Origin of the sequence: Streptomonospora nanhaiensis, assembly GCF_013410565.1 — a bacterium.
Lineage (GTDB): Bacteria > Actinomycetota > Actinomycetes > Streptosporangiales > Streptosporangiaceae > Streptomonospora > Streptomonospora nanhaiensis.
Window position 1 is genome coordinate 3,329,811 of the sequence record NZ_JACCFO010000001.1, and the last position, 20,260, is coordinate 3,350,070.

Sequence of the window (20,260 nt, forward strand, 5' to 3'; positions counted from 1 at the left end):
CCGCTGTGTGCGGCGGTCTCGGGCGCGGGCCGACCGGGCGCGGCTACCCGCCGGTGCCGGTGGGCGCGCCGGGACCGGCCGTGCCGGCGGGCGGGAACACGAACCGCTGCCGCCCGCTGACGACGACGCTGTAGCCCCGCGCGGTGGCCGCCTCCACGTAGGCGTCGAGCCCTTCGGCGGCGACGTCCTTGGTGTCGGCCTCCAGCACCACCTGGGCCGTGGTGGGGTCGTCGGCGGCGCTGGAGTCGCCGTAGACGTAGCCGCCCAGGGCGAACGCGGGGGTGATCGCGCGCTCGGCCTCGTCCTCGAACTCCCAGCGGATCTCGCCGGCCGCGAGGTCGACGGCGATCAGCGGGGTGGCGCCGCTGGCCTGGGGCAGCAGCAGGGTGCGGGTGGCGGCGTCGTAGAGGGCCCCGCCCAGGGGGGCGGGCGCGTAGGGGTCGGCGGCGGGGTTGGCACCGGGTTCGACCAGGCTCCACAGGATCTCGCCGGTGCGCAGGTCGTGCAGCGACAGCACGGAGGGGTCCTCGGGCAGGCTCCAGCGCACCAGCACGGCGGGGCGGTCGGCGCCGCCGGAGGGCGCGGAGGCGGAGGGGCGGGGGGTCGCGGGCGCGCCGATGCCGCCGGAGGGCTTACCCGGTTCGGACGGCTCGGCGGACCCGGTGGCGCCGTGGTCCGCCGGTCCGGTGCCGGCGGGCAGGTCGAAGCCGCCGACGACCTGGGGCCGGGGCCGCTGGCCGGGGGCGGCGCCCGCGAGGTCGGGGTGCCGCCCGTCGACGTACCAGAGCAGGTCACCGGCGGAGTCCCCGCCGCCGTCCTCGTCGCCCTCGTCGCCGCCGCCGACCCCGCGCGCCTGGAGCAGCCCGGCGCCGTCGTCCAGCAGCAGCACGCCGCCGCGCGCGGCCACGGGCACGCCCAGGCGGTCGGGGTCGTCGCCGCGCTCGCCGCCGCCGGGGGGCTCCGCCGCCCCGCCCCCGTCCTCGTCTTCGCTGTTCCCGGCCTCGTCCTCGGGCGGCGGCTCGAAGGTGTAGTCCCACAGTTCGCGGCCCTCGGTGTCGAGCACGGTGTACTCGCCGTAGGGGTCGCCGGGGCTCCACCGCAGGGGGCGGCGCACGACCACTCCCCCCAGGAACTCCTCGCGGCCCTGGGTGCCGCGCCACACGGTGGCACCGGTGTCGTCGACCACCGCGGTGCGCCCCCGCTCGCCGGCCAGGACCAGGACCTCCGAGCCGTCGCCGTCGAGGGCGAACCGCTCGATGCGCCGCCGCCCCTGCCACAGCGCCTCGCCGGTCTCGGGGTCCATCAGCAGGTGCCGCTCCTCGCTGTTGGAGCTGATGAGGAACGCGTCGCCCAGGGAGTCGATGCGCACGCCCAGCTCGTCGCCGAGGATGTCGGGGCCTTCGGCGCCGGGGCCGTGCAGGTGGCGCAGTGGTTCGCCGCCGACGCCGGGCGGCACCTCGCCCTCGAAGTCGGTGGGCAGGGGCGAGGGGGAGCTGTCGGGGCGCTCGGGCGGCCCGGCCGGGGTGCAGGCGGCGGCCAGCAGCACCGCCGCGGCGGCCACCGCCGGCGGACCCGATCGCCAGGTGCGCATGGCCGGTCACTCCCTCAAGTCGGACGTGGGGCAATCCTAGAACTCGCCGCCGCCGCCGGCCGCGCCGCCGGGTTCGACCTCGACCACCGCGCTGCCGGTGACCTCGCAGGACGCGTGCCCGCCGGTCGCCTCGGCCAGCCAGGCGCGAAACCCCGCCAGTCCGGGCTCGGGCACCGCCACGTCGATCCGCACGCCGTCGCCGTAGTGCACGCCGCGCACCGGGTAGCGGGAGTCGCGCAGGTCGCTCTCCAGCCGGCCCGCGCGCCGGTAGTCGGCGCTGACTTCCACGACCAGCAGGGTGCGCCGCTCCAGCACCCCGACCTCGTCCAGGGCCGCCGCCACGGCCGCGCCGTAGGCGCGGACGAGGCCGCCCGCCCCGAGCTTGACGCCGCCGAAGTAGCGGGTGACCACGGCGGCGGTGTCGGTGACGCCGCGCTGCCGCAGCACCTCCAGCATCGGCACCCCGGCCGTCCCCGAGGGCTCGCCGTCGTCGCTGGAGCGCTGCACCTGGCCGCCGGGCCCCAGCACGTAGGCCGAGCAGTTGTGGTTGGCGCCCCAGTGCAGCCGCCGCCGCTCGGCGATGAAGGCCCGGGCCTCGTCCTCGGAGCCCACGCGCGCGAGGGCGCACAGGAACCGGGACCTCTTGATGTGCAGCTCGTGCTCGCCGCCGCGCCTGATCGTTCGCATGTCCTCCCAGATCGTACGCTGGTGCGCCCGGCCGGGTTCGGGCGCGCGGCGGCGCAGAATGGGGGCATGACCGAGACCGGGATCGACGCCCTGGGCGCGCTGGCCGAGCCGCTGCGCCGCAGCCTGTACCGCTACGTGGTGAGGAGCGGGGGCGAGGTCAGCCGCGCCGAGGCGGCCGAGGCGGTGGGCGCGCGGCGCACCCTGGTGGCGTTCCATTTGGACAAGCTGGTCGAGGCGGGGCTGCTGGAGGTCACCCGGCGCAAGGTGTCGGGCCGCGACGGGCCGGGGTCGGGCCGCCCCGCCAAGCTGTACCGGCGCGCGCGCCGCGAGCACAGCGTGCAGCTTCCGCCGCGCGACTACGCCACGGCCGCCGCCGTGCTGGCCGAGGCGGTGCAGCGGGCGGGCGCCGAGGAGGCGGTGCACGCGGCGGCGCGCGAGGAGGGCGAGCGCCGGGGCGCCGAGCTGGCGGCGGAGGGGCCGGCGACCCCGGCCGCGCTCACCGCCTGGCTGGAGCGCCGGGGCTATGAGCCGGTGGAGGCGCCCGACGGCGCCGAGGTGCGCCTGCGCAACTGCCCCTTCCACGCCACCGCCGCGCGGTTCCCCCCGCTGGCCTGCGGGATGAACCTGGAGATGCTGCGCGGGGTGCTGGCCGGGGCCGGGGTCGAGGGGGTGGCGGCGCGGATGGCGCCGGGGCCGGAGGGGTGCTGCGTGGCCATCACGCGCACCGATTCCAAAACCAATGAATGTTGACATAGAAGGCCGGTCCCGGACATGCTGGGCGCCATGACCGACCACCACCTCGCCCAGCTCAACATCGCCCGCATGCGGGCCCCCTTGGACGATCCGCTGATGGCGGACTTCGTCGCGCTCCTCGACCCCGTCAACGCCCTGGCCGAGGCCAGCCCGGGGTTCGTCTGGCGCCTGGTCGGCGAGGGGGAGTCCGACGCCACCTCGCTGCGCCCCTTCGGCCCCGACTGGATCGTCAACCTGACGGTGTGGGCCGACGTCGAGGCGCTGTGGAACTTCTCCTACCGCACCGACCACCTCGACCTCGTGCGCCGCCGCCGGTCCTGGTTCCACCTGCCCAAGGAGGCCCACATGGTGCTGTGGTGGATCCCGGCCGGGCACCTCCCCTCGGTCGAGGAGGCCGCCGAGCGGCTGGCCCGCCTGCGGGAGCACGGCCCCACCCCCGAGGCGTTCACCTTCGGCACGCGCTTCCCCGCCCCCGGGGCCGCCCCCGCCGCCCCTGCCGCCCCCTCCCCGGCCCCCGGCCCCTGACGCCCCGCCCCGGCCCTCCGGGCGTTCCCCTGTGACGGCGCGGTCGCGTTGGGTAGCGTTGCGGCTGACACCGCAGCACGATGCCGGGAGGGTAACCACCGTGTCCGCCATGCGAACCATCGCCGGAATCGCCGTCTGCGCCCTGCTCGCCGCGGGGAGCGCGGCCTGCGGCGGCGACCAGGACGGCGACGACCAGGGCGCAGCCGACCCCTCTCCCACGCTCGACGGCAGCCCCGCGGGCGGCGAGCCCGAGCGGGTGTCGGCCGAGGCGGAGTTCGCGCCCTACGGCCCCGACGTCGAGGCCGTCACCTACGACGAGCAGGCCGTGCCCGAGGGGGCGAGCGTCGAGGCGTCGGCCACCCGCAACGGCGCCGAGACCGAGTTCGTCCTGGCCGTCAACGGCCTGGAGCCCGACCGCGAGTTCGGCGCGCACCTGCACACCGAGCCCTGCGGGCCCAACCCCGACGACTCCGGCCCCCACTACCAGGACGAGCCCGCCCCCGAGGACGCGGCCAACGACCCCGAGTACGCCAACGACGACAACGAGGTCTGGCTGGACTTCACCACCGACGCCGAGGGCACCGCCACCTCCGACACCGACGTCGACTGGGAGGTGCGCCCCGGCGAGGCCAACTCCATCGTGATCCACGCCCACCACACCATGACCGAGGAGGGCCACGCCGGCGAGGCGGGCGACCGCCTGGGCTGCCTGAACTTCCCGATGTAGGGGCGGCGGGGCGGGCGCCGGGCACGGCGCCCGCCCCGCGCCCTAGGCGGGCCCGCCGGCGCCCACCAGGCGCCGCAGCACCAGGCGCTCCGCCACCGTCCACGCCGTGGTCGCGGCCAGGTACAGCCCGGCGGCCAGCGGCACGAACGCCGCGAACACCACGGTGGTGTAGGACAGGTAGGACATCGCCGCCATCACCCGCGTCGCGGGCGCGTCCGGGTCGCCGTCCTCGGCCGCCCGCGCCATGGCGGGCAGGGTCAGGAAGCGGCGCGAGGCCCACGCCGTGGCGGCCAGGACGGCCAGCAGCACCGCGAACACCAGCATCCGCGCCGGCTCCCCGGAGGCGAGCGCGTCGCCCAGCCCCGACCCCAGGGGCGCGCCGCCCAGCGTCGCGCCCAGCAGGTCGCCGCCGCCCCCGGCGCCGATGAACACCCCGTACAGCACGGCGAACACCGGGAGCTGGGCGAGCGTCGGCAGGCAGCCGGCGAGCGGCGAGGACCCCTCGGCGGCGTAGAGCTCGCGCTGCGCGGTCAGCAGCCGCTGGGGGTCGTCGGCGTGTTCGCGCTGCAGCTCCCGCAGGCGGGGCGCGAGTCGGGCGCGGGTCTGCTCGGCGCGCACCTGCGCCACGCTGAGCGGCAGCAGCGCGATCCGCACGAGGGCGGTCAGGCAGACCACCGCCGCGGCAGCGGCGGCGGCGCCCGCGACGGGCGCGAGCAGCACCGCGAGGCCGGCGACTGCGGTGTGGGTGAGTTCGACGGCGGCGGCGATCGGGGGGAACGCGTACATGGCGACACCTCGGGTCGGGAAAGGCCGGAAAGGGCCGGAAGGGGCGGGGTGGACGGGGATGGGCGGCGCGGGCCTTGGGACGGCGGACCCGCGCGGCGGAGGCGAACGGTCGGCGGCGGACCGGACGGTACGGCGGCGCTCCCCGGCCCGGCACCCCTCAGCCGGATTCGGCCAGGTGCAAAGGCTCGTTGGAGGTGTGCCGCCGCTTGCAGGGGGTTCCGGCATGGCACACACTCAACGCGACACTTCGCAACTCAGTGTGATTGGAACCCCATGCTCAGTCGCCTCGCCGCGTCCGTCGCGGCAGCGGGATCGGCCGCGGTCCTGACGATGGCCGCCGCCGCGCCGGCCGACGCCCAGGAGTCATCGAACCTGGAGATCACCGTCGAGCGCGTCCTGGCGGGCACCTTCGACCGCTTCTGGCTGAACTGCGCTCCGGACTTCGGCACCCATCCCGAGCCCGGCGCGGCCTGCGACCGCCTGCGGGCCCTGGACGGCGGCCTCGACCGCCTGCGCCCGGAGTACGTCCCCTGCCCCGGCGACCCCGACCCCGTACGGGTCGGCATCACCGGAACCTGGCGGGGCGAGGACCGGACGTTCACCGCGCACTACGCCAACTCCTGCTCCGTGCGCACGGTCGCCGCACCGGTGGTGCCGGTGGACGCCTAGCCGTACTCGTAACGGAGCAGCGGATCCGGGCGGGCGCGCGGCGGGTGGACGGCGCCGCGGGAGCGGATCAGCCGCAGCCGACCGCCGCCCGCGCGCCCGGCGCGCGGGCCCGGGGCTTGCCCGGGGTGTCGGGGGCGCGCACCGGCGGCACGGCGGCGCGGCCGGCCCGGTGCAGCAGGAACCGCAGGCGGCTGGCCTCGGCGGGGTCGGCCGACACCCGCCCGCGGGCGCCGCGCACGGCCGCCAGCAGCAGGGCCGCGCCCGCCGCCAGGACGGCGAGCACCGCGAACACGCCGAGGGCCGGACCGGCCGCGCCGGTCAGCCAGTCGAGGTCGGGAACCGGCACCGCGGCGGCGGCGCGCTGCAGCGCTGACGCGAACGCCACGGGCTCTCCTCTCGCCGTCGGTACCCCGGTGCGGCAGCAAGCCTACTCAACCGCGCGGCGCCGCGCCGCCCCCGCCCGCGCACCCCGATCACACCGATGTGGCGACACACCGGCGTCAATACCGGCGCGGCACGGTCCGCTGTAGCTAAATGACAGGGAGTGACCGCCACCCGCTTCCCGTGAGGACCGTGAGCCCAGCCGTGCCCATCCGACCTGCCAACCTCGCCACCATGTCCGCCACCATCGCCGGCGCGCTGGCCGGCATGCGCGCCGGGGACGAACCCCCTCGGCCGGTCACGGTGGTGTTCGAGTCCGGGCACCGGCAGGTCGTCGAGGGCGGCGGCTGCCGCACCCTGGAGTCCGACCAGGGCGGCGTGGTCGCCATCGAGACCCAGGTGGCCACCAGGTACGCCCTGTTCGCCGGCACCTCCTGCCAGGGCGGGCGCGCCGTCGCCTCGGGCAGCGGGTCGGTGAGCTTCGGCGACCCGGTGCTGGCCGGGGCCATCGTCCTGGGCTGAGGCCCGGCCGTTCGCCGCCGCCCCCCTCGCCGCGGCGGCGGGGCGGGCACGGCGGTACAGCGGCAAGAACGGCGAAGGGGCGCGGACCGGACGCGGACGCGCCGACGGTTCCGCGCTGCGGGGGGAGGATGTGCGGCCGCCGCCCGGGGGTGCCGGGCGGGCGCGGGTCGCGCGCCCCGGACTCCGTCGGACGGGCGGCGGCCGCGGGCGGTGCGGTCAGCCGGCCTGGACGTCCGCGGCGGTGCCGGGCGAAGGCTCAGGCGACACGGCGCGCGCCGGTGAAGTGCCGGTCGTAGTAGTCCGAAAGGCTCACGATCATGACCCTGTCCTTGGAACTCGACGCGTGCACCATCTGCCCGTCGCCGATGTAGATCCCCACGTGGGTGGGACCCGAGTAGAAGAAGACGAGGTCTCCGGGCCGCAGATTGTCCCGCGCCACCGAAGACCCCTCTTTGAATTGCGTGTATGTGGTTCGGCTGAGGTTCTTTCCCGCCTTTTTATAGGCCCATTGGACAAGCCCGGAGCAGTCGTAGGCGCCCGGGCCCTCGGCGCCGTAGGTGTAGGGCTTTCCCACCTGGCTCTTGGCGTGTTCCACGGCCTCGGCGGCGATCCCGGCCGCCTGGGGTAGTCGCTCCTCGGCCCGGGCGGCCGGGCCGGCTATCAGGCCGAACGCGGCGATGACGGCCAGCGAGGATAACGTCAGGACCGCCCGGGTCATGGAGGGCGGTCTTTTTCCCCGCTCCGGAGAACCGTATTCCATGCTCTCGGTCATTGTTCCCCCCGTTTTCGTCGACTCGCGCCCGGCGCAATTGCCGGGCACAGTTCCATAGGGAAACACAGACCTCGCCCGGAAACTGTTCTCGTCCGGCGCCCTGGCGTGTCGCCCCACGGAGGTCCCCGCCGAATTCGGGGGGACTCCGGGGAACAGGGCGACCCCGGGGCAACGGGGGGCGGGGCGCCCCGGCCGCCGGGCTACCGCCCGGCCTCGCCGGCCGGCACGGTGGGCGCCGCCGCCGCCGGCGCCGCGGCGGGTGCGGCGGAGCGGCCGCGCACCAGCAGGAGCGCGGGCACGGCGGCGAGCACGAACAGCACGCCCGCCATCCCGACGTAGAGGTACACCCCGGCCGCCGAGCTGACCGGGGCGCCGTCGGCGGTGGCCCCGGGCGCGGGGTTCGCCTGGAGCACCGCGCCCCCGGCGATGTTGACGACGACCGAGCCGAGCGCGAGCACGACCGACACCACACCGGCGATCGTGCCCTGCCGCTCGGGTGCCGCCAGGTCGGTCGCCAGGTTGTAGCCGGAGGCGCCGATCGCGCCGGCGGCCATGCCGATCACGGTGCCGCAGGCCACGGCCAGGGGGAGCATCGACACCCCGGCCAGCATCGCGAAGGGATGCGACCGGCGGCCGCGGGTCGGGCGGTCCCGGGTGCGGTGGCGCCCCCGAAAGGCCGCCGCCGGAGGCCGCCCGCCGATTAGAGCAACTTTTTGTCGCTTTTACGGAGCCTACTTACCATCGGCTTGCACCGCAACGTTGAACCTGGCGACAATCGGCACCCGAGCGACGGAACAGGAGGTGGGCGCGGCGATGACCGACAGAACCGCCGACCGGCCGCCCGCGCGGCGCCCCGGGGGCCGCAACGCGCGGGTGCGGGCGCGGATCCTCGCCGCGACCGCCGAACTGGTGGCCCGCGACGGCATCGCGGGCTTCCGCTACGAGGAGGTCGCCGAGTCCGCCGGCGTGCACAAGACGAGCGTCTACCGCAACTGGCCCGACCGCGAGGACCTGGTGGTCGAGGCCATGCTGCGCTACGCCGAGGACCTCGCCTCGGTCGCCGACACCGGCGACATCCACCGCGACCTGGTGGACTTCCTGGTGGCCCTCGCAGGCGGCCTGGAGACGCCGTTCGGCCGCACGCTCGAACAGGCGCTGCTGCCCGCCGGGCAGAGCGCGGTGGTGCGCCAGGCGCTGTCCCGGATCCTCGACCGGCGCGTGGCCGCCATGCGCGAGCGGGTGGCCGCCGCCGTCGAACGGGGCGAACTGCCCCCGGTCGACAGCGCGTTCCTGGGCGAGATGATCTCCGGCCCGGTGCACCTCGTCGTCAACCGGGGCACGCGCCGGTTCACCCGCGCGGACGCCGAGCGCGTGGTGGGCGTGGTGCTCGCCGGGATCCGGGCCACGGCGCCGCACGGCTGAGCCGCGCCGCCGCGCCCCGGCCGGCCCCGCACGGCGTTCGGGGTCAGCGGGTCAGTCGTCGGCGATGCACGCCTCGACGACCCGGGTCAGCCGCGCGGTCAGCACCTCGGGGTCCTCGTCGGTCAGCGGACCGGCGCCGCCCATGCGGCGCACCGCGTTCACCCCCAGCAGCAGCGACGCCACCAGGGCCGCCCGCGCGTGCGCGGACTCCCCGCCGATGCAGGCGGCCAGCGGATCGATGATCGCGTTCTGCAGCCGCTCCTGGTAGACGGACTGCAGGTCGGGGTCGCCCATGGAGTGCACCAGCGCCCGCTGGAGCGGCGTGCCCTCGCCCAGGGTGCGGCGCGTGACGTGTTCGGCGATGCGGCGCGGCAGGGTGGCGGGGTCGCCCTCGAAGACGCCGGGGAACGCCGCGTCCTCGGCGATGACCTCGGCCAGCAGCCCGCGCTTGGCGCCGAAGTAGCGGTTGATCAGCGCGACGTTGACCCCGGCGTGCGCGGCGATGCGCCGCGAGGAGACCTGTTCGTAGCCCTCGCTGGTGAACAGCTCGTAGGCGCTGGCCAGGATCCGGCGCCGGGTGGCCTCGCGGTCGCGGACGCGTCCGGCGCAGGTGTCGGCGTCGGCGGTCGGCGGGACGTCCATCTCTCCAGGCTCCCATGCATCGCGGCACCGCCGGCGGCACCGCGGCGCGGCTCGGCGGGGGTTGCTCGCACTATAGCTCCCGCACTTGACAAGTCAACACTGTTTACTTATACCGGTAGGAGCACATATCAGACTTCCGCCCTCTATTTCGGAGGGTGGTTTGCCATGTCCGGATCCAGGCGGGTCCGCAGTGGGCCGCGCCCGGACGGGCCGCACGGTACGGGGACTGGAACGGGAGATCGCAGAGTGGAGCAACGCTTAGCCCCGGCGGGCCAGGGGGAGCCGACGGCGGGCGCGGGGGGCCAGACCGCCGAGGAACCGCAGGTCAACTACTCCCACCGGCAGGTCATCGAGATCCTGATCGGGCTCATGCTGGCCATGCTGACGTCGATGCTGACCACGTCGATCGTCGGCACGGCGCTGCCGACCATCGTCGGCGAACTGGGGGGCCAGGACCGGCTGTCGTGGGTGGCCAGCGCCACCCTGCTCACCATGACGGCCTCCACCCCCGTGTGGGGCAAGCTGTCCGACGTCTTCGGCCGCAAGCTGCTGTTCCAGATCGCGCTGGTGGTCTTCATCTGCTCGTCGGTGGCCGCCGGGTTCGCCAACGACATGAGCTGGCTCATCGGCGCCCGCTTCTTCCAGGGCATCGGCGCGGGCGGCCTGGCCTCTCTGCCGCAGATCATCCTGGCCGACGTCGTGGCGCCCCGCGAGCGCGGCCGCTACTCCGGGTTCATCGGCGCGGTCTTCGGCGTCTCGACCGTGGCCGGCCCGCTGCTCGGCGGCTTCCTGGTGGACAGCCCGCTGGGCTGGCGGTGGTGCTTCTTCATCACCGTGCCCGTGGCGGTGGTGGCGTTCGTCGTCATCCAGCGCCTGCTCAAGCTGCCCCAGCGCCCGCGCGGCGAGGCGCGCATCGACTGGTGGGGCGCCACGTGCGTGGTGGGCGCGGCCAGCGCCGTCATGCTGCTGCTGAGCCTGGGCGGCCACGAGTTCGCGTGGAACTCCGCCCCCAGCTACGCGCTCGCCGCGGCGGCGGTGCTGCTGACCGCCGGCGCGGTGTGGGCCGAACTGCGCGCCGCCGACCCGATCCTGCCGCCGCGCCTGTTCCGCAACTCCACGTTCGTGCTGTCCTCACTGGCCTCGGCCGCCGTGGGCATGAGCATGTTCGGCGTGATGATCTACTTCCCGCAGTACCTGCAGATCGTCCAGGGCCTCAGCCCCACCGAGTCGGGCCTGATGACCCTGCCGATGGTGGTGGGCCTGCTGATCGCCTCGGTGACCTCGGGGTTCCTCGTCAGCCGCACCGGCAAGTGGAAGATCTACCCGGCCCTGGGCACCGTGCTGATCGGCCTGGGCTACCTCACGCTGACACGGCTGGAGGTGGCCTCCGGCCTGGTCCTGGTGGGCGCGGGGGTGGCGCTGATCGGCCTGGGCCTGGGGCTGTCCATGCAGATCCTCATCCTGGCCGTGCAGAACGCCCTCCCGCGCGCCGACCTCGCCTCGGCCACCTCCGCCATCACCTTCTTCCGCAACCTCGGCGGCGCCGTGGGCGTGGCCGCGTTCGGTTCGGTGATGACCAACCGGCTGCACGAGGAGCTGGACGCCCTCGCCGAGAAGGCCGAGCGCGCGGGCGCCCCGCAGGGCTCGATGGACCTCTCGGGGTCGGCCAGCGGCTCGCCCGAGGCGATCCACGCCCTGCCGCCGGCCGCCCAGGACGCGGTCGTCCAGGCGTTCAGCGACGCCATGCACACCGTGTTCACCCTGGGCCTGCCGATCGCGGCGGTGGCGTTCGTGATCGTGCTGTTCTTCCGGCAGGTCCCGCTGCGCTCGGGCCAGTAGCGGCACCGGGCACGCGGGCCGCGCGGATACACCGGTCCACCAGGTACGCGGCCGGGCCGGGGCGGGCGCCCCGGCCCGGCCGCGGCCGTTCGGCGAAGGACAGGCGAAAACAGGGGGAAGGGAGCGGGGAGCGCCCGCGGGGCCGGCGGGCCTACAGGTAGCGGCGGAAGCCCTCGGCGGAGCCGGCGAACCCCATCGCCGTGGAGAACTGGCGGGCGCCGGCCCGGCTCTCGTGGGACACCAGCTCGATCTTGTAGCAGCCGGCGCGCGAGGCGCGGTCGACGGCGTCCTCCACCAGGGCGCGGCCCACGCCCGCCCGGCGGCAGGCGGGGTCGACCACGAGGTTGTCCACGACCGCCCAGGACTGCGCGTCGTGGGTGAGGTTGGGCACCACCAGCAGGTCGAGCGTGCCGATGATCTGGCCCCGGCGCTCGGCCACCAGGACGGTGCGGTCGGGGTCGTTCTCGATGCGGGTCCAGGCCCGCACCGCGGCCGAGGACATGCGGACGGTGCTGCTCTGCGCAGGGGTGGTGTCGCCCAGTTCGCGTAAGAGCCGCAGAATCGCACCGAGGTCGGACCGGATGGCCGCGCGGATAATCATGGCTTCCGGAATCGTAGCCGACACCGGCACCAAGCCCGACGTCCCCCCACAGGACAGGACAAAAAGGCGCCGGGGGCGGGGGTTTCGGACACCCCGTCCCCGGCACCCGACATGAGCGAGTCCCGTCATCCCCCGGGGCCGCGCGGCCGGCGGCGCGCGCACGCGTCGCGCCGCCGCTGCGCCGGGCGGCCCGGGCGCCTCACGGCTTGATGATGCGCACGCCCTCGGTGGCCTCGGGATCGTCCGGACCGGCCGCGGTGTCGGACCGCTGGTGCATGGCCGTGATCCCCGGGTCGCCCGCGGCCGGAGCCGGCTGCGGCCGCCCGGCCTGGGGCTGCGGCGGCTGCGGGTACTGCTGCGGCGCCGGACCCGCGTAGCGGGCGCCCTGCGGCCGCGGCGTCTGCCGCACGGGCTGGGACGTGACGCCCTCGCCCTGCTTGGCCGGGGCGATCCGCACGGTGGCCTCGTCGAGCTGCTGACCCGGGGCGACCTTGATGGTGGCCTCGTCGTCGGCGCCCTTGCCGGCCGGCGGCTCCCAGCCGGTCGCCGCGGCCTGCGGGCCCGACGGCGCGGCGGCCGGGGCCTTGGGAGCGGCGTGGGGCCCGGTGCCCTGCGCGCCGCCCGCCGGCTGCTGCGGACGGGCCGCGGCGGGCTGCGCCTGCGAGGGCTGCTGCCCCTGCTGGCCCTGCGGGCGGGCGCCCGCGGCGGGCTGGGCGGGACGCGCCGGCTGCTGCTGCTTGGGCGCGGCCTGCTCGGCCTTGGCGGCCTCCTGCTCGGCCTCGACCTCGGCGCGGGACAGGCCCGCCTCCAGCGGCCCGGCGCTCTTCTCGGCGTCGAGCAGCTCGGCGAGCGTGCCGTGCATGTCCGACAGCCGGCGCACCGCCTCGTTGTGGGTGGCCGTGAGCGTGGCCAGCCGGCGGTCGGCGGTGTCGTTGATCTTCTTGGCGCGGGCCTCGGCGTCGCTCAGGCGGCGCTCGCTCTCCTGCTGCGCCTGGGCGCGGAGCTGCTCGGCCTCCTTCTTGGCGGCCGCGACCATGTCGTTGGCCTCGGAGCGCGCGGTGGAGACGACGCGCTCGGCGTGCTCCTCGGCGTCCTTGATCCGCTTGGCGGCCTCTTCCTCGGCCTTGCCGCGGATGGCCTCGACCTCGCTGTCGACCTTGGCGCGCTTGTCGCGCGCCTCCTCCTCCGCGATGCGCAGGATGGTGGACATGCGTTCGCTGATCTGCTCGTGCTCGGGCTTGACCGCGGCCTTCTCCTTGGCCTCGGCCAGCTCCCGCCGGAGCTGCTCCAGTTCGTCGTGGGCGCGTGCGAGCCGCTCCTGCAGGTCTCGCATCTGGTTGTGGTTGCGCACCACGTAGTCGTCGACCTGGCGCTTGTTGTAGCCCCGCTTCTCGGTCGGGAAGGCTTCTTCTCGGAGTAGGTTCGGCAAGATCTCTGCGCTGTGCTCGTTCATGTCCTAATCAACCAGGTTGGCTGCATTTGGGAAGTGGCCGGACTCCCTGCCTATCATTCCCCTAACCTGCGGAAAACACGTCAAGACATTCATTCCTCAAGCTTTGGGGTGTGATGGAAGAGTGCGGCAGAGGCCCATATCGCGTGCGAAAGCGTGACGTAGCGTGCACTTTCGTGCACGGGGGGAGGCGACCACGGTAGTGGCCGATGCTCCTCTCCCTCAATAGCCCCCGCGGGTGTTCCGCCCGGGCAGGCCGCCGCGACCGCCGTGGCCGTCGCCTACTAAGGTATGCCCGATCACGCCGCCGCGGGGCCGCGGCCGCGCATTCCGCGGCCGGGCGCGCGGGGAGTGCCGGGGGGGCGTTTGCGCACCCCAGCGCCCTGCCGCCCGCACCCCCGCACCGTCCGCGAGGAGGCAGCCATGTCCGCTCCCCTGATCGGCGACGCCCCCTTCGGCGAGCCCGACATCCACCCCGACGCGTGGGTGGCGCCGGGCGCCGTTGTGGTCGGCCGGGTGCGGATCGGGGCGCGGAGCAGCGTCTGGTACGGGTCGGTGCTGCGCGCCGACACCGAGGACATCGTCGTCGGCACGCTGTGCGACATCCAGGACCAGTGCGGCCTGCACTCCGACCCCGGCCAGCCCGCCGTCCTGGGCGACCGCGTCAGCCTCGGCCACAAGGCCATGGTCCACGGCGCCGAGATCGGCGAGGGCGCGCTCATCGGCATCGGCGCGATCGTCCTGGGCGGCGCCCGCGTGGGCGAGGGCGCGCTCGTGGCCGCCGGCGCGCTGGTCCCGCCGGGCAAGACCGTCCCGCCGCACACCCTGTGGGCGGGCCTGCCGGGCCGGGTCGTGCGCGAACTCACCGACGAGGACCGCGCCGGGTTCGCCGAGACCCCCGAGAAGTACGCCCGCTACGCCGAGCGCCACCGCGAGGTCACCTGGCGGGCGGGCGGTCAGCGCCGCGCGTGAGCCCCGGGGCGCCCGCGCCCCTCCCCCGGCCGGCATCCCCCGCACGGCCTATCCGGGCCGGGCGCCGCCGCGCCGGGGCGATCGCGCTGCTCGCCGCCGGGGCGGCCGGGCCTGATGAGCCGCGCGCGGGATGGCGGTATACCACCGGATGACTACACCCGGGCGGTCGCGCGAATGGCCCTTCTGGGTCATGCGGCGGCGGGCTACCCGCGCGTAGCCTGTCGTTGGCGGGATTTCACCGGTGGGATTCCACGGAGCACGGGCGCCGCCCCGGGGCCGGGGATACACACGCCGGAGCCCGGCCGTGTGTCCCAGGCGGGTGTCGCGCCCCCGCGGTTTCGTCGATGGAGGTGGGCGCGGATGGATTCCGACATGCCCTTCCACGACCAGGTGGCGCTCGCCGAGATCGAGCTGTACGCCGAGGTGCTCACCGCGGTCGCCTACGCCGAACGGCGGCTGACCGCCGAGGAGATCGACATCGTCCTCGGCGTGCGCCGCCCCGTGCCCGAGCAGACCCGGCGGCGCGTCCGCGAACGCGTCGGCCCGCGCCGCCGGTAGCCGCGCGCCGGTCCCCCGCCCCTCCACCACCGACGGGGCCGGGCCGCCGTTGCGGCGGCCCGGCCCCGTCTCCGCGTGTCCGCGGCCGGGCGCCCGGACGCCGCACGGCGCCGTCCGGGCGCGCGGTCAGGCGTTCTCCTTCTCCTCCTCGGCCGCCGGGGCGCCGCCGCGCACCGAGCGCAGGAGCAGCTGCGAGACGTCCACGACCTCCAGGGTCTCCTTGGCCTCGCCGGCCGCCTTCTTCTCGTTGATGGCGTCGCCCAGCATGACCTGGCAGAACGGGCACGCGGTGGAGACGGTGTCGGGGTTGGTGGTCAGCGCCTCGTCCACCCGCTCGGTGTTGATGCGCTTGCCGATCCGCTCCTCCATCCACATGCGCGCGCCGCCGGCGCCGCAGCAGAAGCCGCGCTCCTTGTGCCGGTGCATCTCCGTGGTCGTGATGCCGGGAACCTGCGCCATGATGTCGCGCGGCGGGGTGTAGACCTTGTTGTGCCGCCCCAGGAAGCAGGGGTCGTGGTAGGTGATGTTCTCCTCGATCGGCTGGACCGGCGTGAGCCGCCCCTCCTCCACGAGCCGGGCGAGCAACTGGCTGTGGTGGACGACCTCGTAGTGGCCGCCCAGCGCCGGGTACTCGTTGCCCAGGGTGTTGAAGCAGTGCGGGCAGCTCGCCACGATCCGCTTGACCCCGGCCTCGTTGAGGGTCTCGACGTTCTGCTGGGCCAGCATCTGGAACACGTACTCCATGCCCAGGCGGCGCGCCGGGTCGCCCGAGCACGCCTCCATGCCGCCCAGCACCGCGAACTTCACGCCCGCGATGTGCAGCAGTTCGGCGATGGCCTTGGTGGTGCGCTTGGCGCGGTCCTCCAGGGCGCCGGCGCAGCCGACCCAGAACAGGTACTCGGTGCCCTCGGGCAGCCTGTCCTCGACCACCGGGACCTCGAAGTCCAGCTCGGCGATCCAGTCCATGCGCTTGTCCTCGCTCATGCCCCACGGGTTGCCCTTGTTCTCAAGGTTCTTGAGCAGGGTGTTGGCCTCGGAGGGGAAGCTGGACTCGATCATCACCTGGTAGCGGCGCATGTCCATGATGTGGTCGATGTGCTCGATGTCGACCGGGCACTGCTCGACGCACGCGCCGCAGTTGGTGCAGGACCACAGCACGTCGGGGTGGATGACGCCGCCCTCCTCCTCGGTGCCCACCAAGGGCTTGCCGAGCAGGGCGAGGACGTCGTCGTGGATGTCGGGGGTCTCCTCGGTGATCCCCTGCATCAGGTAGGGCGCCTTGGCGTAGGCGTGCTCGCGCAGGTCCATCACGAGCTTCTTGGGCGACAGCGGCTTGCCGGTGTTCCACGCCGGGCACTGCGACTGGCACCGGCCGCACTCGGTGCAGGTGGTGAAGTCGAGCAGGCCCTTCCAGGTGAAGTCCTCGATCTTGCCGACACCGAACGGGTCCTCGTCGGGGTCGGCCTCCTCGAAGTCCAGCGGCTTCTTGCCGGACTTGTCCATCATCGGCTTGGCGGCGCCCAGCGCGGGGCCGCCCTCGGGGTCGCGCTTGAAGTAGATGTTGAGCGGCGCGGTGAACCGGTGCCAGGCGATGCCCATGGTCATGAACACGGCCACGGCCATGAAGAAGATCCACGAGATGACCAGCTTGAACGCGGCGACCAGGGCGAGCGCGGGCTCGCTGGCCGGCAGCACGGCGCCCACCGCGTGGGAGACCGGGGTGGCCCACACCGGGAACGGGAAGTCGCCCATGGCGACCTTGAACCCGCGGATCAAAAAGATGCAGACCAGCAGGGCGATGATGTAGGCCTCGACGTAGTAGGCAGTCCAGTGCTGGGAGTTGGCGAACCGCGAGGCGCGGCCGATGCGCGCCGGGCCCTGTATCTGCCGGTAGAGCGCCAGGCCGATGATGCCCACGAGACTGGCCGCCGACACCACCTCGATGAACAGCCCGTAGACCGTCCAGTCGTGGATGAGCGGCAGGTGGAAGTGGGGGTCCCACACCTCGCCGTGGGCCTCGGCCACGGTGAAGACCAGCAGCGGGAACGACACCATCACGAACCAGTGGGCCACCCCCACCCACGGGCGCTTGAGCATGCGGTTGTGCCCGAGGATCTCGATGAGCGTGGTGGTCAGCCGTCGGCCGAAGGGGCCCAGGCGGCCGGCCTCCACGGGGCGGCCGAGGCGCACCGTGCGCACCATCCGGCCGACGCCGTAGGCGAACATCGCGACCCCGGCCACGGCGAAGAGGGTCGTGATGATCCCCAGAACGATGTAGAGCATCGCCTGCGGCCTCCATCCTGCTGTCCTGTCGTTCCGGTGCGCCACACACCGGAGGCTGGTACCACATGTTACTAGCCGGTAATACGTGGCCGGACCGGGCCTCGCCTTTGCCGCGCCACGGTAACCAACCGTAGAGGATGTCGGGTCGGGGCCGCCTGCCGCGCGCCGGTCGCCTCCGGGTGCAACCGTACGCGAGCCGCGCCGCCGGCCCCGCGCCGCGCTCGGCCCCCGCGCGCCCACCCCCGCCCTCCCCGTCCGCCCCCTCCTCGCCTCCCCCGGCCCGAGATCGAACGCGCCACCCGGGAACAAACACGCGCCCCCTCCCGTTGGACAGGGTGACACGACGTTGAGTCCAGCAGACTCAAGTCATTTGACAGCAGGCGAACCGCGAAGCAAACTTCCGCCTGTAAGACTCAACTCTTGACGGAGGACGTACTCATGGCACGTGCGGTCGGTATCGACCTGGGGACGACCAACTCGGTCGTCTCGGTCTTGGAAGGCGGCGAGCCCACGGTCATCGCCAACGCCGAAGGCGCCCGAACCACTCCGTCCGTCGTTGCCTTCGCCAAGAACGGCGAGGTGCTCGTCGGCGAGGTCGCGAAGCGGCAGGCGGTCACCAACGTCGACCGGACCATCCGCTCGGTCAAGCGCCACATCGGCACCGACTGGAAGACCGAGATCGACGGCAAGACGTTCAACCCGCAGCAGATCAGCGCGTTCGTCCTGCAGAAGCTCAAGCGCGACGCCGAGGCCTACCTGGGCGAGGAGGTCACCGACGCGGTCATCACCGTCCCGGCCTACTTCAGCGACGCCCAGCGCCAGGCCACCAAGGAGGCCGGCACGATCGCGGGCCTCAACGTCCTGCGCATCATCAACGAGCCCACCTCCGCGGCGCTGGCCTACCACCTGGAGAAGGAGGACGAGGCCACCATCCTCGTCTACGACCTCGGTGGCGGCACCTTCGACGTCTCCCTGCTCGAGGTCGGCGACGGCGTGGTCGAGGTCAAGGCCACCAACGGCGACAACCACCTCGGCGGCGACGACTGGGACCAGGCCGTCGTCGACTGGCTGGTCGAGCGCTTCAAGAACAACAACGGCGTCGACCTCGCCAAGGACAAGATGGCGCTCCAGCGCCTGCGCGAGGCGGCCGAGAAGGCCAAGATCGAGCTGTCCAGCTCCAGCGAGTCCGCCATCAACCTGCCCTACATCACGGCCTCGGCCGAGGGCCCGCTGCACCTCGACGAGAAGCTGACCCGCGCGGAGTTCCAGCGCCTGACCGCCGACCTCCTCGACCGGACGAAGGCCCCCTTCCACCAGGTCATCAAGGACGCCGGCATCAGCGTCGACAAGATCGACCACGTGGTCCTGGTCGGCGGCTCGACCCGCATGCCCGCGGTGGTCGACCTGGTCAAGGAGCTGACCGGCGGCAAGGAGCCCAACAAGGGCGTCAACCCCGACGAGGTCGTGGCCATCGGCGCCGCGCTCCAGGCCGGTGTCCTCAAGGGCGAGGTCAAGGACGTCCTGCTGCTGGACGTCACCCCGCTGTCGCTGGGCATCGAGACCAAGGGCGGGGTGTTCACCAAGCTCATCGAGAAGAACACCACCATCCCGACCAAGCGGTCGGAGATCTTCACCACGGCCGACGACAACCAGCCCTCGGTGCAGATCCAGGTCTACCAGGGCGAGCGCGAGATCGCGCAGTACAACAAGAAGCTCGGCGTCTTCGACCTCACCGGTCTGCCGCCGGCGCCGCGCGGCGTGCCGCAGATCGAGGTCACCTTCGACATCGACGCCAACGGCATCGTCAACGTCACCGCCAAGGACCTGGGCACCGGCAAGGAGCAGTCGGTCACCATCTCCGGCGGGTCGGCCATGAGCAAGGACGACATCGACCGCATGGTCCGCGAGGCCGAGCAGTACGCCGAGGAGGACCGCAAGCGGCGCGAGCAGGCCGAGGTCCGCAACAACGCCGAGTCCCTCGTCTACCAGACCGAGAAGGTCATCAAGGACAACGAGGACAAGATCCCGGCCGACGTCAAGGCCGAGACCGAGAGCGCCGTGAGCGAGCTGAAGTCCGCCCTGGAGGGCTCCGACACCGAGGCCATCCGCTCGGCGAGCGAGAAGGTCGCGCTGGCCAGCCAGAAGATCGGCTCCGCCATCTACGGCCAGGGGCAGCAGCAGGCCGGGGGCGCCGACTCCGGCGCCACCGCGAGCGACCAGGCCGACGACGGCGACGTGGTCGACGCCGAGATCGTCGACGACGACAGCAGCAAGAAGGACGGCAACGCCTGATCCAACGCTAGTCAAGGGAGGCGCAGCCAATGGCGCTGCCGGAGAACGAGAACGGTGAGGAGCGGCAAGGACCGGTGATTCGCGACAAGCGGCGCATCGATCCCGAGACCGGTGAACTCCGCACCCCCGAAGGTGCCCAGGGCACCGGCCCGGGCGCCCCGGAGGGCCCCGCCCCGGCCGAGCCCGAGGCCGAACCCGTCATCGGCGACCCGGTCGCCGACGACGGCGCGCTCCTCAAGGCGCGCGAGCAGGTCGTCGAGCTCACCAACGACCTCAAGCGGGTCCAGGCGGAGTACGCCAACTACCGCAAGCGGGTCGACCGCGACCGGGTGGTCGTGCGCGAACAGGCCATGGCCCAGGTGGTCGGCGAACTCCTGCCGATCATCGACGACATCGGCCGGGCGCGCGAGCACGGCGAGCTGACCGGCGGGTTCAAGTCGGTCGGCGAGGCCCTGGAGGGCCTGGTCGGCAAGCTCGGGCTGAAGAGGTACGGCGAGAAGGGCGACGAGTTCGACCCCAACGTCCACGAGGCGCTGACCATGGTGCCCTCGGCCGACGTCACGGTGCCCACCGTGATCGAGGTCTTCCAGCCCGGCTACCTGATCGGCGAGCGGGTGCTGCGCCCCGCCCGCGTGGTGGTGGCCGGCCCGGGTGAGGACGCCGCCGCCGACGACGCCGCGCCCGCCGAGGCGGGCGAGCCGCCCGCCTCCGCCGAGGCGCCGGGCGAGCCCGGCGCCGACGGCGCGGCCGGTCCCGACCCCAAGGACGGGACCGGCGACGGCACCTAG

At 73.8% G+C, this 20,260-nt stretch carries 21 protein-coding genes; 11 read left to right on the forward strand and 10 right to left on the reverse strand.

Features of this window, described 5'->3' with window-relative positions; genetic code table 11:
* Positions 1–43 precede the first annotated feature (43 nt).
* Together HNR12_RS14415 and HNR12_RS14420 are read right to left on the reverse strand one after the other, a co-directional pair.
* Positions 44–1,591, reverse strand: coding sequence for a hypothetical protein (locus HNR12_RS14415; RefSeq protein WP_179767972.1), 1,548 nt, complete (start codon positions 1,589–1,591; stop codon positions 44–46).
* A gap of 36 nt (positions 1,592–1,627) precedes the next feature.
* Positions 1,628–2,278 carry a YigZ family protein gene (locus HNR12_RS14420; RefSeq protein WP_179767973.1) on the reverse strand — a complete coding sequence of 217 codons (651 nt, stop codon included), beginning with the start codon at positions 2,276–2,278 and terminating at the stop codon, positions 1,628–1,630.
* Positions 2,279–2,344: 66 nt separating this feature from the next.
* Between HNR12_RS14420 and HNR12_RS14425 the strand changes: the two genes are divergently transcribed.
* The 3 genes from HNR12_RS14425 (at position 2,345) to HNR12_RS14435 (ending at position 4,283) form a co-directional block, all read left to right on the forward strand.
* Complete coding sequence (locus HNR12_RS14425) at positions 2,345–3,028, forward strand: helix-turn-helix transcriptional regulator (RefSeq protein WP_179767974.1); 684 nt, start codon at positions 2,345–2,347, stop codon at positions 3,026–3,028.
* Between the two features lie 33 nt (positions 3,029–3,061).
* The gene (locus HNR12_RS14430) at positions 3,062–3,556 is read left to right on the forward strand and encodes a DUF3291 domain-containing protein (RefSeq protein WP_179767975.1); all 495 of its coding nucleotides are present in this window, start codon (positions 3,062–3,064) and stop codon (positions 3,554–3,556) included.
* Between the two features lie 109 nt (positions 3,557–3,665).
* Positions 3,666–4,283 (forward strand): superoxide dismutase family protein, encoded by a 618-nt coding sequence (locus HNR12_RS14435; RefSeq protein WP_179767976.1) that lies wholly within the window; start codon positions 3,666–3,668, stop codon positions 4,281–4,283.
* Between the two features lie 42 nt (positions 4,284–4,325).
* On the opposite strand, the gene HNR12_RS14440 is transcribed toward HNR12_RS14435, so the two are convergent.
* On the reverse strand, positions 4,326–5,069 hold the full coding sequence (locus HNR12_RS14440) for a YidC/Oxa1 family membrane protein insertase (protein ID WP_179767977.1): 744 nt from the start codon (positions 5,067–5,069) through the stop codon (positions 4,326–4,328).
* Between the two features lie 273 nt (positions 5,070–5,342).
* Here HNR12_RS14440 and HNR12_RS14445 point away from each other — a divergent pair, with 273 nt between their 5' ends.
* Positions 5,343–5,738 carry an SSI family serine proteinase inhibitor gene (locus HNR12_RS14445; protein WP_179767978.1) on the forward strand — a complete coding sequence of 132 codons (396 nt, stop codon included), beginning with the start codon at positions 5,343–5,345 and terminating at the stop codon, positions 5,736–5,738.
* Positions 5,739–5,805: 67 nt separating this feature from the next.
* Here HNR12_RS14445 and HNR12_RS29530 read toward each other — a convergent pair whose 3' ends face one another.
* Positions 5,806–6,123, reverse strand: coding sequence for a DUF6412 domain-containing protein (locus tag HNR12_RS29530; RefSeq protein WP_179767979.1), 318 nt, complete (start codon positions 6,121–6,123; stop codon positions 5,806–5,808).
* Positions 6,124–6,323: 200 nt separating this feature from the next.
* On the opposite strand from HNR12_RS29530, the gene HNR12_RS14455 reads away from it, so the two are divergent.
* Complete coding sequence (locus tag HNR12_RS14455) at positions 6,324–6,641, forward strand: phosphatase (RefSeq protein ID WP_179767980.1); 318 nt, start codon at positions 6,324–6,326, stop codon at positions 6,639–6,641.
* Between the two features lie 256 nt (positions 6,642–6,897).
* Here HNR12_RS14455 and HNR12_RS14460 read toward each other — a convergent pair whose 3' ends face one another.
* Positions 6,898–7,413: a C40 family peptidase gene (locus HNR12_RS14460; RefSeq protein ID WP_246425081.1), complete on the reverse strand. Its 516-nt coding sequence runs from the start codon at positions 7,411–7,413 to the stop codon at positions 6,898–6,900.
* Between the two features lie 200 nt (positions 7,414–7,613).
* Entirely contained in the window at positions 7,614–8,012 is a 399-nt protein-coding gene (locus HNR12_RS14465; RefSeq protein WP_246425082.1) for a hypothetical protein, read from the reverse strand.
* A 214-nt stretch (positions 8,013–8,226) separates the two neighbouring features.
* Here HNR12_RS14465 and HNR12_RS14470 point away from each other — a divergent pair, with 214 nt between their 5' ends.
* A complete protein-coding gene (locus HNR12_RS14470; protein ID WP_179767981.1) occupies positions 8,227–8,835 on the forward strand; it encodes a TetR/AcrR family transcriptional regulator in 609 nt (202 codons plus the stop codon).
* Between the two features lie 51 nt (positions 8,836–8,886).
* Here the strand turns inward: HNR12_RS14470 and HNR12_RS14475 are convergent, their stop codons facing one another.
* Positions 8,887–9,477 (reverse strand): TetR/AcrR family transcriptional regulator, encoded by a 591-nt coding sequence (locus HNR12_RS14475; RefSeq protein ID WP_179767982.1) that lies wholly within the window; start codon positions 9,475–9,477, stop codon positions 8,887–8,889.
* 165 nt (positions 9,478–9,642) lie between these two features.
* On the opposite strand from HNR12_RS14475, the gene HNR12_RS14480 reads away from it, so the two are divergent.
* Positions 9,643–11,316, forward strand: coding sequence for an MDR family MFS transporter (locus tag HNR12_RS14480; RefSeq protein WP_179767983.1), 1,674 nt, complete (start codon positions 9,643–9,645; stop codon positions 11,314–11,316).
* 151 nt (positions 11,317–11,467) lie between these two features.
* Here HNR12_RS14480 and HNR12_RS14485 read toward each other — a convergent pair whose 3' ends face one another.
* The gene (locus HNR12_RS14485; protein WP_179767984.1) at positions 11,468–11,917 is read right to left on the reverse strand and encodes a GNAT family N-acetyltransferase; all 450 of its coding nucleotides are present in this window, start codon (positions 11,915–11,917) and stop codon (positions 11,468–11,470) included.
* Positions 11,918–12,116: 199 nt separating this feature from the next.
* Positions 12,117–13,370 (reverse strand): hypothetical protein, encoded by a 1,254-nt coding sequence (locus HNR12_RS14490; RefSeq protein ID WP_179767985.1) that lies wholly within the window; start codon positions 13,368–13,370, stop codon positions 12,117–12,119.
* 420 nt (positions 13,371–13,790) lie between these two features.
* On the opposite strand from HNR12_RS14490, the gene HNR12_RS14495 reads away from it, so the two are divergent.
* Together HNR12_RS14495 and HNR12_RS14500 are read left to right on the forward strand one after the other, a co-directional pair.
* Complete coding sequence (locus tag HNR12_RS14495; RefSeq protein ID WP_179767986.1) at positions 13,791–14,339, forward strand: gamma carbonic anhydrase family protein; 549 nt, start codon at positions 13,791–13,793, stop codon at positions 14,337–14,339.
* Positions 14,340–14,699: 360 nt separating this feature from the next.
* Positions 14,700–14,897, forward strand: a complete 198-nt coding sequence (locus HNR12_RS14500; RefSeq protein ID WP_179767987.1) for a hypothetical protein — start codon at positions 14,700–14,702, stop codon at positions 14,895–14,897.
* A gap of 126 nt (positions 14,898–15,023) precedes the next feature.
* Here the strand turns inward: HNR12_RS14500 and HNR12_RS14505 are convergent, their stop codons facing one another.
* Entirely contained in the window at positions 15,024–17,180 is a 2,157-nt protein-coding gene (locus HNR12_RS14505) for a (Fe-S)-binding protein (RefSeq protein WP_179767988.1), read from the reverse strand.
* Positions 17,181–17,618: 438 nt separating this feature from the next.
* Here HNR12_RS14505 and dnaK point away from each other — a divergent pair, with 438 nt between their 5' ends.
* Both dnaK and grpE read left to right on the forward strand, forming a co-directional pair.
* On the forward strand, positions 17,619–19,472 hold the full coding sequence (gene dnaK, locus HNR12_RS14510) for a molecular chaperone DnaK (protein WP_179767989.1): 1,854 nt from the start codon (positions 17,619–17,621) through the stop codon (positions 19,470–19,472).
* 29 nt (positions 19,473–19,501) lie between these two features.
* Positions 19,502–20,260: a nucleotide exchange factor GrpE gene (gene grpE / locus HNR12_RS14515; RefSeq protein ID WP_179767990.1), complete on the forward strand. Its 759-nt coding sequence runs from the start codon at positions 19,502–19,504 to the stop codon at positions 20,258–20,260.